The organism is Salinisphaera sp., from assembly GCF_002729955.1.
Classification (GTDB): Bacteria; Pseudomonadota; Gammaproteobacteria; order Nevskiales; family Salinisphaeraceae; genus Salinisphaera.
The window spans coordinates 12,563-29,235 of record NZ_PBYA01000019.1 but is presented as its reverse complement, the minus strand read 5'-3'; the positions used below and the strand labels follow the sequence as shown (position 1 = coordinate 29,235).

General features: G+C 65.2%; 15 protein-coding genes. 6 read left to right on the top strand and 9 right to left on the bottom strand.

Translation table 11 applies throughout. From position 1 onward, the window contains the following. Positions 1 to 37: 37 nt before the first annotated feature. The 3 genes from folB (at position 38) to CMN27_RS05295 (ending at position 1,815) form a co-directional block, all read left to right on the top strand. On the top strand, positions 38 to 394 hold the full coding sequence (folB, locus tag CMN27_RS05305; RefSeq protein WP_293624627.1) for a dihydroneopterin aldolase: 357 nt from the start codon (positions 38 to 40) through the stop codon (positions 392 to 394). After that, positions 391 to 891 carry a 2-amino-4-hydroxy-6-hydroxymethyldihydropteridine diphosphokinase gene (gene folK, locus CMN27_RS05300; protein WP_293624625.1) on the top strand — a complete coding sequence of 167 codons (501 nt, stop codon included), beginning with the start codon at positions 391 to 393 and terminating at the stop codon, positions 889 to 891. The genes folB and folK overlap by 4 nt, the downstream gene beginning before the upstream one ends. Before the next feature lie 117 nt (positions 892 to 1,008). Further along, complete coding sequence (locus tag CMN27_RS05295) at positions 1,009 to 1,815, top strand: undecaprenyl-diphosphate phosphatase (protein WP_293624623.1); 807 nt, start codon at positions 1,009 to 1,011, stop codon at positions 1,813 to 1,815. A gap of 13 nt (positions 1,816 to 1,828) precedes the next feature. On the opposite strand, the gene CMN27_RS05290 is transcribed toward CMN27_RS05295, so the two are convergent. The 9 genes from CMN27_RS05290 to CMN27_RS05250 all read right to left on the bottom strand — a co-directional run bounded on the left by CMN27_RS05290 (position 1,829) and on the right by CMN27_RS05250 (position 13,531). After that, positions 1,829 to 3,052, bottom strand: a complete 1,224-nt coding sequence (locus CMN27_RS05290) for a multifunctional CCA addition/repair protein (RefSeq protein WP_293624621.1) — start codon at positions 3,050 to 3,052, stop codon at positions 1,829 to 1,831. A gap of 12 nt (positions 3,053 to 3,064) precedes the next feature. Continuing rightward, positions 3,065 to 5,014, bottom strand: a complete 1,950-nt coding sequence (locus tag CMN27_RS05285) for a transglycosylase SLT domain-containing protein (RefSeq protein ID WP_293624619.1) — start codon at positions 5,012 to 5,014, stop codon at positions 3,065 to 3,067. Positions 5,015 to 5,332: 318 nt separating this feature from the next. After that, positions 5,333 to 6,295: a hydrogen peroxide-inducible genes activator gene (locus CMN27_RS05280; protein ID WP_293624617.1), complete on the bottom strand. Its 963-nt coding sequence runs from the start codon at positions 6,293 to 6,295 to the stop codon at positions 5,333 to 5,335. A gap of 29 nt (positions 6,296 to 6,324) precedes the next feature. Further along, the gene (gene hemF, locus CMN27_RS05275; RefSeq protein WP_293624615.1) at positions 6,325 to 7,248 is read right to left on the bottom strand and encodes an oxygen-dependent coproporphyrinogen oxidase; all 924 of its coding nucleotides are present in this window, start codon (positions 7,246 to 7,248) and stop codon (positions 6,325 to 6,327) included. Positions 7,249 to 7,250: 2 nt separating this feature from the next. Continuing rightward, on the bottom strand, positions 7,251 to 7,850 hold the full coding sequence (locus CMN27_RS05270; protein ID WP_293624613.1) for an L-threonylcarbamoyladenylate synthase: 600 nt from the start codon (positions 7,848 to 7,850) through the stop codon (positions 7,251 to 7,253). 30 nt (positions 7,851 to 7,880) lie between these two features. Next, positions 7,881 to 10,397, bottom strand: a complete 2,517-nt coding sequence (locus CMN27_RS05265) for a DNA topoisomerase I (RefSeq protein WP_293624611.1) — start codon at positions 10,395 to 10,397, stop codon at positions 7,881 to 7,883. A gap of 150 nt (positions 10,398 to 10,547) precedes the next feature. Further along, entirely contained in the window at positions 10,548 to 11,018 is a 471-nt protein-coding gene (locus CMN27_RS05260; protein ID WP_293624609.1) for a DUF494 domain-containing protein, read from the bottom strand. A 49-nt stretch (positions 11,019 to 11,067) separates the two neighbouring features. Beyond that, positions 11,068 to 12,189, bottom strand: coding sequence for a DNA-processing protein DprA (dprA, locus tag CMN27_RS05255; RefSeq protein ID WP_293624607.1), 1,122 nt, complete (start codon positions 12,187 to 12,189; stop codon positions 11,068 to 11,070). Between the two features lie 202 nt (positions 12,190 to 12,391). Next, complete coding sequence (locus CMN27_RS05250) at positions 12,392 to 13,531, bottom strand: LysM domain-containing protein (RefSeq protein ID WP_293624605.1); 1,140 nt, start codon at positions 13,529 to 13,531, stop codon at positions 12,392 to 12,394. A gap of 296 nt (positions 13,532 to 13,827) precedes the next feature. Between CMN27_RS05250 and def the strand changes: the two genes are divergently transcribed. Genes def through rsmB form a run of 3 tightly spaced genes read left to right on the top strand, consistent with a single transcriptional unit; the run spans position 13,828 to position 16,597 of the window. After that, entirely contained in the window at positions 13,828 to 14,349 is a 522-nt protein-coding gene (gene def, locus CMN27_RS05245; RefSeq protein ID WP_293624603.1) for a peptide deformylase, read from the top strand. A 3-nt stretch (positions 14,350 to 14,352) separates the two neighbouring features. Then, positions 14,353 to 15,273, top strand: a complete 921-nt coding sequence (gene fmt, locus CMN27_RS05240; RefSeq protein WP_293624601.1) for a methionyl-tRNA formyltransferase — start codon at positions 14,353 to 14,355, stop codon at positions 15,271 to 15,273. After that, positions 15,266 to 16,597 (top strand): 16S rRNA (cytosine(967)-C(5))-methyltransferase RsmB, encoded by a 1,332-nt coding sequence (gene rsmB, locus CMN27_RS05235; protein ID WP_293624599.1) that lies wholly within the window; start codon positions 15,266 to 15,268, stop codon positions 16,595 to 16,597. Before fmt ends, rsmB begins: the two co-directional genes overlap by 8 nt. Positions 16,598 to 16,673 lie beyond the last annotated feature (76 nt).

Sequence of the window (16,673 nt, the reverse complement as noted above, 5' to 3'; positions counted from 1 at the left end):
TGCGCGTGAGCGATAGGCCAGGTTTTCGGGAGGCGGTTTGGACACGATCTTTATCGAACAGCTCGCGGTTGATGCCGTGATCGGCGTCTACGACTGGGAGCGCGAGACAACCCAGCGTCTGTTCATCGATCTGGATATCGGTTTCTCGATTCGCGATGCCGCCGCCGACGACGACGTCGATCAGACACTGGATTACCAGGCCGTGGCCGAGCGGGTGCATGCCTTCGCGAGCGCGAGCCGTTACCACCTGATCGAGACGCTGGCCGAGGAAATAGCCCGCCTGCTGCTGACCGACTTCGAGGCGTTTAAGGCGACGGTACGAATCAGCAAACCGGGGGCCGTGCCTCAGGCCGCCAACGTCGGGGTCCGGGTGACCCGCTCCAGCGAAGCATGACGCGGGCGGTGGTCGGCATCGGCAGCAACGTCTCGCCGCATGCCCACATCGCACTCGCACTGGATATTCTCGAACAGAGCTTCGGCCCGCTATCGACCTCGTCGGTCTATCGCTGCCCGCCGGTGGGCATGTCGGGTGCGGATTTTCTCAATCTCGTGGCCGCTTTCGATACCGTCACCCCTCTGGAGGCGCTGCACCTGCAGCTACGCGATATCGAAGCCGCCTGTGGTCGGGATCGCAGCTTCGAGCAGACACCGCCCTGTATCGATATCGACCTGCTGCTGTTTGGCGACACGGTTCGCGAGACCGATCCCGAGCTGCCGCGGGTGGATATTCTCAAGCACGCCTTCGTACTCGGCCCGCTTGCAGAACTGCTGCCTGAGACGCGTCACCCGGTGTGCGGCCGCCGCTACGACGCGCTGTGGGCGCAAATGGCGGCGCGTTCGACCCCGCTGGAGCCGGTTGTCCTGCGCCGCGATGCGCCGTTGACGCCCTAGACACGCCACGGCAACCAAAACGTAACGCGTCCATGGACAGGCTCACGCTATAGTGCGCGCTCTTTGCGGCCGATAGGCGCAAACGCAGCCGACAGTTTTCTTGCCCGGGGCGAGTCTATGGAGTGGTATCAGATGGTGGTGCTTGCGATCGTGCAGGGCATTACCGAATTTCTGCCGATTTCGAGTTCGGCACATCTAATCCTGGTGCCGCATTTCCTCGGCTGGCCCGATCAGGGGCTGGGGTTCGATCTGGCCATGCATCTGGGCACGCTGGTGGCAGTGCTGGCCTATTTTCGCCACGACGTGGTTCGGCTCTGGCAGGCCTGGGTGCAATCCATGACCCGCGGCCGGCGGGACGGCGAGGTGGCGATGGCCTGGGGGCTGCTGCTGGCGACCCTGCCGGCCATCGTGTTCGGGCTCATTCTGGGACTTGTCGGTGAATCCATGCTGCGAGTCCCCGGCGTGATCGCGACCACGAGCATCGTGTTCGGCATCGCGTTGGGCTGGGTGGACTGGCGGGCGCCGTGCACGCGCGAACCCGATCAGATCGGCTGGCGTGCCTATCTGGCGATCGGTGTGGCACAGGCCATTGCGCTGATTCCGGGCGCCTCGCGTTCGGGCATGACCATACTGGGGGGTAGAGCCTGCGGGTTGAATCGCCAGGCCGCGGCACGGGTGGCTTTCTATCTCGCGATCCCGATCACCACCGCGGCGATCGCATTCGAAACGGTGCTGTTGCTACAGACACCCGCTGAAGATGCCTGGGGATCGATGGCCATGGCCGCGATACTTGCCGGCATCAGCGCTTTCGCGGCCATTCATTACTTTCTGCGCATGCTGCAGTCGGTCGGCATGATGCCGTTCGTCATCTACCGCGTGATTCTGGGCATTGCGTTGTTTGCGATCTTCGGCTGGAACGGCTGACGCCTGTCCCACATCAGCGCCGACCGATGGCCTCGGCGATCGCGCGCACACGTTCGCGTTTGAGCGCGGCGCCAATTTCCGGCCCCTGCAGCCCGCTTGCCGCCAGCGCGCCGGCATCGATCGAGCGGGCGGCCTCGAAGGCGGCGCGCGCCGTTTTCGGCTGTTCGTACTGGCGTTTTTCAAAGCCCAGGCGGCCGTGCACATCGGCGATGCATACGGCGATCAGCACGTCGAGACGCTCCGGCCGGCGAAACGCATCGATGCCTTCGAATACGTCCAGCATGGTCGCCGGGCGCAGCTCGTGCATGCGATGGATATGTGTATGCCAGCGCGTGACCACGGCCGCGGCTTCGCGCACTGCCTTGGGTACGCCCAGACGCTGGCTGCAGGCCTCGGCCAGCGGTACGCCCGCGGCTTCGTGGCCATGGTGGCCGGGCAGAATATGGGCCGGCGTGCGCGCCTTGCCGTAGTCGTGGCACAGGGCCGCATAGCGGGCGGCCAGCGGCTCGTTGGCGGCGGCGGTCTGGGCAAGAACCAGCAGCGTATGCACGCCCGAATCGATCTCGGGGTGGTGGCGTATGGGCTGAATTACCCCGAACAGGGCATCGAGTTCCGGAAACAGGCGTTCCAGCGCGCCGCATTCGCGAAGCAGGTAGAAGAATAGCTGCGGCTCGTCGTGCATGAGGGCGCGTTCGGTTTCTGCCCAGACCCGCTCGGGCACGAGATGATCGACCTCGCCCGAACTCACCATGTCCCGCAGCAGGGCCATCGTCTCGTCGGCCACGCGAAAGCCCAGCGGCGCAAAACGCGCGTAGTAGCGGGCCAGGCGCAGCAGGCGGACCGGGTCTTCGACGAAGGCGGGCGAGACATGACGCAACACCCGTGCTTCGAGGTCCGCGCGGCCGCCGCAGGGGTCCACCACGGTGCCATCGTCGGCGCGTGCGATCGCGTTGATCGTCAGGTCGCGTCGAACGAGATCGTCTTCGAGGCTGACATCCGCACCGGTATGGAACACGAAGCCGTGATAGCCGCGCCCGCTCTTGCGTTCGGTACGGGCCAGGGCATGTTCTTCGTGGCTGTCCGGATGGAGAAAGACCGGGAAATCGCGCCCGACCGGCCGATAACCGGCCGCGCTCATCTGCTCGGGCGTGGCGCCTACCACCACCCAGTCGCGATCGGACACGGGCAAGCCCAGCCATTCATCGCGCAGCGCGCCGCCTACCAGATAACGTTGCATGATCGTCGCGTGCTAGCGGCTGGCGCTCTGGTCGCCGTAGCCGGGTTTGATGTCGTCGATACGCTCGTCCAGGGGCACGATGTTCTCGTTCAGACGCGACTGGAAAACAGTCATATGCGACATCGCGCGCTGCACGTAGTTACGGGTTTCGGTATAGGGGATATTGGCAATCCAGATGGTCGGGTCCATATCGTCTTCGGGCAGCCAGCGGGCGATACGCTGCGGGCCGGCGTTGTAGCTGGCAGTGGCCATGGCGATGTTGCCGTTCCAGCGTTCGAGCATCTGGGCCAGATAGCCCGTGCCCAACTGGATATTGATTTCCGGTACGGTCAGCGCGCTGCTCGAAGGGGTGGCGGCCTCCATGCGCCGGGCCACCAGACGGGCTGTGCCGGGTAGCAGCTGCATCAAGCCCACGGCGCCCGCCGAGGAACGGATTGAGGGCTGAAACAGCGATTCGGTACGCATGATCGCGAACACATAGGCCGGATCGAGATCGTTGTCGTCGGCAAACTGGCGTACGGCATCGCTGTAGGGCGTGGGATAGCGAATATCCAGATCGTCCCAGTAGTCGGCCTTGGCCAGGGTGATGATGGCACGCGAATGCCAGCCCCATTCGTGGGCGATGCGTGCGGCCTGGGCGAGGGCGGCCTCGTCGAGGCCGTCGATCACGACGTTCCATTCCTGGCCGGCGGCATGGTCCATACCCAGCGCGCGCAGTTCGGCAGCCCGGGCCAGCGCGGGTTTGGCCTGCACACGCGCGAGCGCTGAGTTGTCAACGGCGAGTCGGCGTTCGTTGAGGCTGTAGTCCTGATTGAGCGCGTCCGCGGCGAGGTAGCCGTGGTAGCTGCGCTCCTGCGCGAGCGGCGCGTAGATCGCGCGGGCCTGTTGCGTACGGCCCATGGCTTCGAGCGCGCGGGCGTGCCAGTAGCGCCATTCCTCGTCGTCGGCGATCGCAGGCGGTAGATCGTTGATCGCATCGACCACCAGCGGCCAGCGCTGGTTGTAGATGGCAGCCCGTATTTCCCAACCGAGCGCGTGCTCGTCGTCGCGCATGCGGTTATGGTCCATGCGCGCGAACCAGACCAGGGCCTGCGATTTCTGACCCTGAGCATACAGCAGGGCCAGCTGGCGCTTCATGTCGTGGCGCTGGGCTTCGTCGAGCTGCAGGCGTTCGGCCAACGGCATGAACAGATCGGCCGCGCCGTTCAGATCGCGCAGGGCATAGCGTTTGAAGGCATAAACGGCGATGTCGCCATCGAGGCCTGCCGAGGCGTAATTCAGATTCGCCGGCGTTTCTGCCACGTTAAGCCATTGCTCGGTCTGTGTACGCCGGTCGGCGGGCAGCTGGCGGGCCAGATAACGGGTCAGCCCGTACTGGCCGGCGAGCACGGCCAGGCGTGCGCGTTCGAGAATCTCATCGGCGCCGAGCAGACCCTGACCCTCGAGCCATGCGAATACCGGGTCGCAGGCGTCCGGCTGGCTGCGACCGACCCGCCAGAGCGCGAGCGCTTCGCTGCGCGGGCTTTCGCCCATCTGAATACGGGCGTTGACGGCGCGACAGGTCGCCGTCGTGCCGTCGCTGTCGCGGGTATTCGCCCGCAGCGTCGACCAGCGCCCGCGTCGCGCGAGGCTCGGCAACCAGTTGCGGCGTAGGCTTTCGGCCGGAGGCAGGTCGGGATGGGCACTGATGAACGACTGGATCTGGCTGTCCAGCGCCGTGCTGGCGTTCGTGTCCAGGCGGTAGCGCAGCTCGGCCGCGCTCAGATAGTTGTAGAGCGGGTAGGTCTGCAGCTGGGAGCGCAGGTCTGGGCGCGCGTCGAGGCGGCCCTGCTGGGCAGCGGCGAGCGCATCACGGAAGACGGCCCGTTGAGCGCTGTCGGCGGCCACGCTGGAGCCCGCGCAGAGCAATAGTACGGCCAGGAAACACAGGCGCATGGTGATGGGGACGTTGGAGCTATTCACAGCCGCGAGTGTAACGCACGCCGGGCGGCCAGGCGGGCGTTAGGGAAGCTCTGCATAAACCTGTCACGGTCGCGCCGGCGTTCTTTGCGCGTGATTGACAAGGAAGTGAGAGCGTAGCGTGCTCGTTGCACGGTAGCGAACACTGACGCCGATCAAGCGCGCGCAAAGCCCCGGCCCGCAAGGGGTTCGGCCTCCCAGACGCCGCGGCCGCGTTGCCAAGCTTGACCTGCCAATAAGGCAGGCGCTGCGCTTGGACGCCTTGCCGCACCGTCTGTGAGGACTCGAACGCGATCCGTGAGAGGTTTATGCAGAGCTTCCTTAGTTCGCTGGCGTGTCGTCGTCGACGTTGACGGCCACCGCGTCGGGCAGCAGCGTGACCCCGCTCGGGTCGCACTGCATCACCGCATCGTGCAGGGCCGTGATCGCACGCGGACGCGGAAAACTCTTGCGCCAGGCGATGGCAATACGGCGCATGGGCGCATCGCCGGCGAAGGGACGCGTTTCCAGCAGGCGCGACTCTTCCGACAGCCCGGGGATCGATGATCGCGGCAATACCGTCACCCCGAGGCCACTTGCGACCATGTGGCGAATGGTTTCCAGGCTGGAGCCGGAGTGCGGCTGGCGTTCACGCTCGCGATCGCGACAGTCCTCGCATAGCGAGAGTACCTGGTCACGAAAGCAATGGCCCGGCCCGAGCAGGAGCAGGTTTTCCTCGGCGAGTTCGTTGGCATCGATCTCGTCGCGCTGAGTCCAGCGATGCGTCTGCGGCATGACCACGACGAAGGACTCGTCGTAGAGCGGCCAGCTGGCGAAACCGGCCACTTCATAAGGCATGGCCACGATCACGGCATCGAGTTCGTTGTTGCGCAGCTGCTGGGTGAGCGCGCCGGTGAAGTTCTCTTCGATGATCAACGGCATGTCCGGCGTGCTCTCGCGCAGCGCCGGAATCAGGTGCGGCAGCAGATAGGGGCCGACGGTATAGATCACGCCCAGTCGTAGCGGGCCCTTGAGTTCGTCGCGGCCCTGCTCGGCCACGGTTTCCAGGGCGCTGACTTCGCCGAGGATGCGATAGGCCTGTTCGATGATGCGCCGGCCGATCGGGGTGACCCGGGCCTCGCCGCGGTTGCGTTCGAATACGGTCACGCCCAGTTCGCCTTCGAGCTTCTTGACCGCCACGGAAAGCGTCGGCTGGCTGACAAAGGCGCGCTTGGCCGCCCGGCCGAAGTGGCGTTCCTTGTCGAGTGCGATCAGATAGCGCAGTTCGGTGAGCGTGATATGCATCGCGTGGCGAGTCTCATCCTGCAACCGGTTCAACCCACGCCGAGCCAGTCACGAGGCCTGAGAAAATCCTCGTAGAGCGTGGCTTCGGGGCTGCCGGGTATGGGCTTGTAGCCATATTGCCACGATGCCAGCGGCGGCATCGACATCAGGATGGACTCGGTACGCCCGCGCGATTGCAGGCCAAACAGGGTGCCGCGATCGTAGACGAGATTGAACTCGACATAGCGCCCGCGTCGATAGAGCTGGAAATCCCGCTCGCGCTCGCCGTAGGCGTGGTCACGCCGGCGTTCGACGATCGGCACATAGGCATCGATGAAGGCCTGGCCGACGCTGCGTATGAACGCGAAGCTGTCCTCGAAGCCGAGCTCGTCGAAATCGTCGAAGAACAGGCCGCCCACACCGCGGGTTTCTTCCCGGTGCGGCAGATAGAAGTATTCGTCGCACCAGCTTTTGAAGCGGGCATAGAGATCGTCGCCAAAGGGCGCACAGGCATCGCGGGCGGCCTCGTGCCAGGCGATGGCGTCGTCTTCGAACGGGTAGTAGGGCGTCAGGTCGAAGCCGCCGCCGAACCACCACACCGGCGCCTCGCCCTCCTTTTCGGCCACGAAAAAGCGCACATTGGCGTGGGCGGTGGGCGCATAGGGGTTGCGCGGGTGAATCACCACCGACACGCCGGTGGCGATGAACGAACGCCCGGCAAGCTCCGGCCGGCGTGCGGAGGCCGAGGCCGGCAGGTTGTCGCCGGTCACCCGCGAGAAATTCACGCCGGCCCGTTCGAAGGTTTCGCCGTCGGCGAGCACGCGGGTATCGCCGCCGCCGCCGGCCGGGCGCTGCCAGGCGTCGATATGAAAATCCAGGCCCGGCTCCAGATCGGCCAGGCGCTGGCAGATATGGTCCTGCAGTTCACGGAACCAGGCGATGACGCGATCGGAATCGATGCTATCGGCGCTCATGCTCAGCCTCCGCGCAGGGTGTCGCCGGTGCGCGCATCGCGAATGGTGCTGGCGCGCCCGGGTGTGTCCGGCACGCCGCCCAGAATCATGTCGACGCCGCCACCGGACTTTTTCAAGCGGGCACGGGCCTGCCAGCCATTACGGACCGGCGGGCGCGCGCTGACGTTGGCGCTGGTGGAAACCAGCGCGCCGCCAAAGGCACGACACAGTGCGGCGCTGTCGGCATGGGCGGTCTGGCGCAGGGCGATGGTGTCGTGCGCGCCGGTCAGCCACCAGGGCGTATCGTCGGCGGCGGGCAGTAGCCAGGTCAGGGCCGCCGGCCAGCTGTCGGTGGCACGGGCCCAGGCCTGATCGGCATCAGCCGAAACAAACGGCGCAAGCTGCTCGCGATCGGCGCCGATGACGATCAGGCCGCGATCGATATCGCGATGCTTGATCGTGAGCAGGCGCAGTACGGCGGCCGGATCCAGCGGATCACAGGCCAGCCCCCAGACACCTTCCGTGGCGTGGGCGACCACGCCGCCATCATGAAGAATACGCGCAGCGCGGCGCAGGCGATGGGGGCTTACACGCGCAACGGCGCGCTGGGGCTTACGGCTCATAGACAATCGGTCGAATCAGGCAGGCGCGGCTCAGGCGTCGCCCTTGCCGGCGGATTTCGTGCTCGACTTCGCGGGCGCCTTCTTGGCCGCTGTTTTCTTGGGGGCGGCCTTGGTCGTGTTCTTGGCCTTGGTCGCGGTCTTCGCGGCGCCGTTCTTTTTCGCCGTCGTGCTCTTGGCGGTCTTGGCCTTCGACGTCGTCGATTTGGCGCTGGACTTCGCGCTGTCCTTCTTCGCAGCCGCGCCCTTGCGCCCGCGTTTTTTCTTCTCCGGTGCCTTGGCAATGATCTCCTGGCACTGTTCCAGGGTGAGCTCGGCCGGCTCCTGATCCTTGGGCACGCTGGCGTTTTTCTTGCCGTCGGTGATGTAGGGGCCGAAGGGGCCGTGCTGGACCTTGATGCCCTCGGCCTCGAAGTGCTTGATCAGCTTCTTGGCGTCGGCTTCCTTCTTCTCGGCGATGACCTCTAGCGCGCGCTCCTTGGAGATCGTGTACGGGTCGTCTTCCTTGATCGACGCGAACTTCTTGCCAAAGCGCACATAGGGGCCGAAGCGGCCGATGTTGACCTGAATTTCCTCGCCCTCGGGCGTTTCGCCCAGATCGCGGGGCAGGTTGAACAGATATAGCGCCTCGTCGAGGGTGATCTTGTCCATGTCCTGGCCCTTGCGCAGGCCGGCGAACTTGGGTTTTTCCTCGTCGTCCTTGGAGCCGATCTGCACGAACGGCCCGAAACGACCGATGCGCACGATCACCGGCTTGCCGGATTTGGGATCGGTGCCGAGTTCGCGGGCCTGGGCGACTTCCTCGCGCGACAGATCCTGCTTGGATTCGATCTGCTCGGAGAATCGATCCCAGAATTCCTTGAGCAACGGCTGCCACTGTTCCTCGCCACGCGAGACGGCGTCGAGCCGGTCTTCGAGGTTGGCGGTGAACTCGTAGTCCACATAGCGGGTGAAGTGATCGGTCAGGAACTTGTTGACGATCTTGCCCAGCGGGGTGGGCATGAACGCCTTGCCGTCCATTTCGACGTATTCGCGATCCTGCAGCGTCGAAATGATCGAGGCATAGGTCGAGGGCCGGCCGATATCGTATTCCTCGAGAGTTTTCACGAGCGCGGCTTCGGTAAAGCGCGGCGGCGGCTCGGTGAAATGCTGGGTGGGAATGATCTCGGCGAGCTTGAGCAGCTCGTTTTCTTCCAGATGCGGCAGGCGCTTGTCGGCGTCGTCATCGGCCTTGTCGTCGTCCTTGCCTTCCTTGTAGACGGCAAGAAAGCCCGGTTCGCGCAGGGTGCGGCCCGAGGCACGAAAGAGGTGCTTCGCATCGTCGCCGGCGGCCAGATCGGCCGATACCGTATCGAACAGGGCATGCATCATCTGACTGGCGACGGTGCGCTGCCAGATCAATTCGTAAAGACGCGCCTGATCGCTGGTCAGGTTCGACTTGATTTCATCCGGAATACGCGCGCTTTCGGTCGGGCGGATGGCCTCATGCGCTTCCTGGGCGTTCTTGGACTTGGTCTTGAAGCTGCGCGGGGCGTCCGGCAGGTTCTTGTCGCCGTAGCGTTTGCCGATCATCGAGCGCAGTTCGTTGACCGCGTCCGCGGCCAGGCTGACCGAGTCGGTCCGCATGTAGGTAATCAGGCCGGTGGCCTCGGCGCCATCGATCGACACGCCTTCATACAGGCTCTGGGCCGTACGCATGGTGCGTTTGGCGGTAAAGCCGAGCTTGCGTGCGGCTTCCTGTTGCAGCGTGGAGGTCGTGAACGGCGGCGCCGGGTTGCGCTTGCGCTGTTTGCGGTCGACCTTGACCACCCGCAGCTGGCCTTGGGCGGCGCTGGTGAGTTTTTCCAGGGCCGCGTCGGCGCTGCCCTGGTTGTTGACCGTGAACTGTTCGACCTTTTCGCCGTCCAGCTGCGACAGGCGCGCGCTAAAGGGCTGCGCGTCCTTTTCCACCTGGGCTTCGATCTTCCAGTATTCCTGGGGGATGAACGCCTCGATCTCGGCATCGCGCTCGCAGATCAGGCGCAGGGCGGGCGACTGCACGCGCCCCGCCGACAGCCCGCGCTGAACCTTGCGCCAGAGAAGCGGCGACAGATTGAAGCCCACGAGATAGTCGAGCGCGCGGCGTGCCTGCTGGGCGTTGACCAGATCGTCGGAGATGGTGCGCGGGTTGGCCACGGCCGAACCGACGGCTTTCTTTGTGATCTCGTGAAAGACCACCCGGGCGACTTCCTTGTTTTCGAGCAGGCCGCGTTCGCGCAGCAGCTCCAGCAGATGCCAGGCAATGGCCTCGCCTTCGCGGTCGGGGTCAGTGGCCAGCAGCAGGGCGTCCGACTTCTTGAGCGAGCGGGCGATCTTGTCGACCTGCTTGGCATTGCGGTCGATGATGTCGTAGCGCATCGCGAAGTCGTGCTCGGTATCGACCGCGCCTTCCTTGGGCACGAGGTCGCGCACGTGGCCGTACGAGGCAAGCACCTCGTAGTCCTTGCCGAGATATTTTTCGATCGTCCGGGCCTTGGCCGGCGATTCCACGATGACGAGATTGCGACTCATCGATTCACGCTATATTTAAGGATTGGGGGCTGCACTGCTGCGCAGGGCGCTGCACACTAGCATAGCCTTTGAAGCATGCGCGACCGAGGCACGTCAACCGTGTCGGCCGTTTCGCGGTCGGCGCGGGCATGCGCCAGGCCAAGCACCTGCCTAGTGGCTGGCGCCCGGCGATTCGGCATGGATCATTGCTTCCATGCGGGCATAGGCCTGGTCCTGGCCGCTGGACGACAGCACCATCATCACCACCCACTTGAGCTGTTCGATCTCGGCGCCTTCGAACGCATCTTCGGCCAGCGCCATCATGCGATCGATCACGATCTCGCGGGCCGTGGCGCTGAGCACGCCGGCCTGCTGCAACGCGGCCAGATAGCCCCGGCATTCCGCGTCCAGAACCTGCATTTCCCGTTCGGCATACACGCGAATGGCATCGTCGCTGGGCGTGTCGGCCATGGACTGGCCCGCGGGGTCAGTGGCACGAATCCAGGCGAAGGCGTCGTCGATTTCGTCGTCGAAGAAGCCGGCATCGCCCAGATCGTCGCGCACGCTGGACATATGCTCGGCATCGGCCAGCGAGAAGTTCTCGAACAGATAGAGCAGTACGTCGAGCAGGTTTTCGTTCATCGGCGCAGATCCGTCGTATGTGAACCGTGGCGGTCAGTCAGCCCCTCGATCATGACACGGTGCGGGTATAGGCACCGCCGGGGCCTGCCTGGACACGACCTTCCAGTTCCAGGATGAGCAAACTGGATGATACCGCATCTGCCGACCAGCCTGTACGGGCCACCAGGTCGTCCACCCGTGCCGGGCCATGGCCGAGGGCGGCCAGTAGTGCTGCATGCGTGTCGTTCTCGGCGGCAGCGCCGGCCGGCTCGCCAGTGTCTTCGCTTGCATGATCAGCCGGATACGAAGCGGGTCGACGATAACCATCGAGTACGCCGGCGATATCCTCGAGGATGTGCTCGGTGGTTTCCACCAGCTTGGCGCCGTCGCGAATCAACTGATGGCAGCCGCGCGCCAGCGGGTTGTGAATCGAGCCGGGCAGGGCAAACACTTCGCGCCCGGCCGCACTGGCCATGCGCGCGGTGATCAACGAGCCCGAGGCTCGGGCGGCTTCGACGACCAGCGTAGCGGTACAAAGCCCGGCGATGATGCGGTTGCGACGCGGGAAGTTACCGCGGTTGGGCTCGGTGCCCAGGCTGAACTCCGAGACCATCAACCCGTTGTCAGCGATGCGCTCGGCCAGATCCCGGTTCATGGCCGGGTACACGCGATCGAGGCCGGTGCCACAGACCGCGATCGTCATGCCGTCGGCGGCGAGCGCGCCTTCGTGGGCGGCGGCATCGATACCCCGGGCCAGGCCCGAGACGACCACGAGCCCGGCGCTTGCCAGCGCATGGCCGAATTCGCGCGCGGCCTCGAGCCCGGCCGGGCTCGGGTTGCGGCTGCCCACGATCGCGATCGCCGGATAGTTGAGCAGTTCGGTATCACCCACGCCGTACAGCCAGGGCGGGGCCGGGTCGAGTTCGGCCAGCGCGTTCGGGTAGTGGCGATGGTCGCGGGAGATGAAGTGACGGTTCGGTGCTTCGAGCCAGCGCTCGGTCTCGTCGACCCGGGCGTTGTCGTGGGCCGCAAGCGTGGCACAGGCCGCGCGCGGCACGCCCAGTTCGCGCCAGGCGCGCTCACCAGCGGCCACGGCTCGTTCCGCGCTGCCGAAATGGTCGATCAGCCGGCTGCCCAGAACCGCACCGATGCCCGGCGTGCAGGCCAGCCGAAGGGCGGCGCGGCAGCTCATGGTTGGGTTGGCGCTTGCCGGGCTGCCGTCAGGCACGGGTCAACGGCGCAGCAGCCAATCCGCTGCAGGACCCAGCCTTCCTTAATAGAAGAAAACGACACCTGTATGGCTTTATTTCTCAGAAAAGCCCCGGCTGAAATCGCGGCTCGCAAGGCGAGCCGTATTCGCAATATCCATCAGCATGAAGGCATTTCATGCCGTATCAATAGCGCTTGGGCGTGCGTACGAAGTCGTCGATATGCACCGCGCGCTCGGCACGCATGATCACCGCGAAGCTCACGCGTGCGTCGGTCTTGAATACCAGCAGCTCGCCGGACTTGAGTTCGGGCAGGCGCACCTGACCGCCCTTGACCGGATCGAGCACGACGCGCCCGGCTTCGAAGATATCCAGCACATGGCCGCGTTCGATACCGTCGTTACGGCCCACGCTCAGGGTGACCACCTGATACTGGCCGATGGCCGACACGCCGTCGTAAACGGAGATGATGCGGCCCTCGACGGCGCGCTCCGGCGCATGCGGATAGAAATCGCGAACCAGATCCTCGGTTTCCAGTGGCAGCAGGCGGTCGGCCACCAGCGCTTCGCGATAGCTCTTGGTGATCTGCGCCTTGGCGACCGGGCCGGGTTCGATGATCTGGATTTCACCCACGGGAACGGCCTGCTGGCCGATGATTTCGCCGGTGTCCGGGTCCTTGTACGGGCCGGCATCGCGCACCAGGCTGAAGCGGCCGTCGGCCGGGCCCTGGTTGTCCACGCCGCGCACGTAGCTGACCGTGCCCTTGCCGCCGACCAGATGCTCGTCGATGAAGGAGACGATATAGGGTGCGTCGGCCAGTTCTTCGGCGCTCACCAGGCGTGGCCCGGTAATAAAGGGTCGGATCGCGTCCATGGGTATGGTGACGATCGATTCCAGCGAGCTTTCGCGGATACGCGGCGAAAGCACCTTGGTGCCGGCGCGGCGCAGCTGGAAGTTGCCGTCGGCGTCACGGGTGAGAATGAGCACATCACCCGGATAGATCAGATGCGGGTTGGCGATATCCGGATTGGCGTACCACAGCTGCGGCCAGTACCAGGGGTCGCGCAGGTAGTAGCCGGCGATATCCCAGAGCGTGTCGCCCTTCTTGACCACATAGCGCAGCGGCGCATCCGCGCGTAGCTGCTGGTTGACCGTGTTTTCCCGCACGACGGGCGGCGCGCGTTCCGGCAGCGGCGTGGACGGCGCGGGGGCCAGGTCGGGCTCGGGCTGCTGATGAGCGCAGCCGCTCAAAACGGCCGCCAGGGCCAGGGTGAGACCGGTGCCGGCACACTTCATGGCCTGCTTCAAATCGTTATACTCTCGCATCCAGGACGCGCCCCCCAATGATTGACCCCACACCAAGACAGCTGACGGTCAGCCGTCCTGCAACCCCTGCACAAACAGATGACGGCTTTTGCCCGGCATTTGTTTTTGCAGGCTTCGCGGCCGCTGGCCGCGGCGCGCCTGCCTGTGCATACTCGCGCTATTGCGCCGATATGGAAAGTGTTTTCCTGTCGGGTTGATAGCGCTCGAACGTGCCATGCCACGTGCTTTTTCGTTATCGGCCAGTCAGATGGTTTATTGATGGCCGGCCCACTTGTGACGCACACCACCGATAGAATATGGCGATTCTCGAGATTTTGCATTTCCCCGATCCGCGGCTGCGCGAACGCACCGAGCCGGTCACCGAGTTCGACGAAACGTTGTCGCAGTTTATCGACGACATGTTCGAAACCATGTACGACGCCCCGGGCGTGGGTCTGGCCGCCACACAGGTGGGCGATACGCGTCGCGTGGCCGTCATGGACTGTTCGGAAGACCGCAACGAACAGATCGTGATGTGCAATCCGGAAATCCTCTCCGCCGAGGATCTGGAAACCGTGGACGAAGGCTGTCTGTCGGTGCCGGATCACTACGACAAGGTCAAACGCTACGCCCGCGTTCGTTTTGCGGCCCAGGATCGCCACGGCGAGCGCTACGAGATGGACGCCGAAGGCCTGCTCGCCCAGTGCGTTCAGCACGAGCTGGCACATCTCGACGGCGGGCTTTATATCGACCAGCTTTCCCGGCTCAAGCGCGAGCGTATTCGCCGCAAGCTGGCCAAGGCCGCCCGCCAGCAACCCGCGACCGAAAGCGACGAATAAGCCGTGAACATCGTTTTTGCCGGCACGCCCGAATTCGCGCTGCCCTGTCTCGACGCCATCGCAGCGAGCTCGCATCGCCTGACCGGTGTACTCACCCAGCCGGATCGACCGGCCGGGCGGGGCCGCAAATTGGCGGCGTCGCCGATCAAGCAGCGTGCGCTGGAGCTGGGCGTGCCGGTTCAGCAGCCGCTATCGCTCAAAAAAGAGGCAGCGTTCGAGGAACTCGCCGCGCTCGAACCCGATCTGATGGTGGTGGTCGCCTACGGCCTGTTGTTGCCTAAAAAGGTACTCGCACTGCCGCGTTACGGCTGTATCAACGTGCATGCCTCGCTGCTGCCGCGCTGGCGCGGTGCCGCGCCGATCGCCCGCGCGATTCTGGCCGGCGATAGCGAAACCGGCGTGACCCTCATGCAGATGAACGCCGGACTGGATACGGGCCCCATGCTGGTACGCCGGGCGGTGCCGATCGATAGCGATACCACCGCGGGCGAGCTGCACGACCGTCTCGCCGCTCTGGGCGCCGCGGAGTTGGCAGAGCTGCTCGGGCGCGTCGAACAGGGTGTGAGCGGGGAAACACAGGACGATGCCCAGGCCTGCTATGCCCGCCGACTGGACAAGGGCGAGGCCGCGATCGATTGGCGTGCCGGCGCCGACGAGATCGCCCGCGCGGTACGTGCTTTCGTGCCGTGGCCGGTGGCCCATGCCCAACTCAACGGCCAGCCGGTACGCTTCTGGCGGGCCGCCCCTGCCGCGGGTACGGCTGGCGAACCGGGTGCGGTGGTCGCGGCCAGCCCCAAAGGTATCGATATCGCCACCGGCGCGGGCACGCTGCGGGTGACAGAGCTGCAGCTGCCCGGCAAGAAGCGCATGGACGCCGCCGCGGCAGTGAACGGGCGCGACTGGGTCGGACAGCGTTTTGAGTAGATCGCGACCCCGCGAAAAGCAGCCAGCCGTAGAGGAAGGCGCAGCGCCGCGCGCCTTGGCCGCACGCTGTGTGTCGGCGGTAATGAACGATCGGCGCAGCCTCGACGCTGCCCTGGCCGAACTGCCTGCGCAGATGAACGGCGCCGATCGGGCGCTGACCTCGGCGCTGGCCTACGGCGTATTACGCGACTATCGCCGCCTCGAGGCGCTGCTTGCACCCCGGCTGTCGCGCAAGCCGCAGCCGTTGCTGCGTGCACTGTTGCTGGTCGGGCTGTTGCAGCTCGAGGCCATGCGTATTCCCGCGCATGCCGCCGTGCATGCAACGGTGGCGGCCACGGCGATGCTCAAGCTCGGCAAGGCACGCGGTATGGTCAACGCCATTCTGCGAGGTCATCAGCGCGAGGGCAGTCGGCTCGATTCGGCAGAGCTGGCGGTCGGCGTGCGCTACGGCTACCCCGACTGGCTGGTGCGCATGGTCGAAACCGACTGGGGCAGCCTGTGGCCGGACGTGCTCGCGGCCGGCAATCGGCCTGCGCCAATGCATCTGCGCGCCAACGCCCGTCGCGGCGATCGGCACGGCGCGATACAGCGGCTGGCCGACGCCGGAATTTCCAGCGAAGCGGTCCGCGTCTGCGACAGTGCATTCACCCTCGACACGCCGATACCGGCACGGGATCTGCCCGGCTTTGCCAGCGGCGACGTCTCGATTCAGGACGGCGCCGCCCAGCTTGCCGCGGGCCTGGTGGGTGCACGCGCCGGCGATTACGTGCTCGACGCATGCGCGGCCCCCGGCAACAAGAGTGCTCATCTGCTCGAACGCGGCGATATCGATCTGCTGGCGCTGGATATCGACCCGGCACGACTCGAAACGCTCGATGAAACCCTGCGGCGTGTCGGTACCCGTGCGCAGGTCAAGGCTGCTGATGCGGGCGCAGTCGATGACTGGTGGGACGGCCGCGCCTTCGATCGCATCCTGCTCGATGCGCCCTGTAGCGGTACCGGCGTGATTCGTCGCCATCCGGATATCAAATGGCTGCGTCGGCCGAGTGATATCGCTGCCGCGGCCGAACGACAGAACGAGCTGCTGGACAACCTCTGGCGAACGCTCGCGCCCGGTGGACGGCTGGTCTATGCCACCTGCTCGATCCTGCGTGCCGAGGGCGTCGATGTGGTCGATGCCTTTCTAGAACGCACCCCTGACGCGTACGAGCAGGTCATCAATGCGCACTGGGGCTTTGCCGAACGCTATGGCCGGCGTATCGCGCCCGGTATGCACGGCTTCGACGGCTTCTATTATGCGGTGCTCGAACGCAGCGCGACCTGAGCTTCGTCGTCCACGGTAAGTAGCATTACGGAGTTGAAACGACCACGCACAGCCGCAGGATTGGTAGTGTACTGAT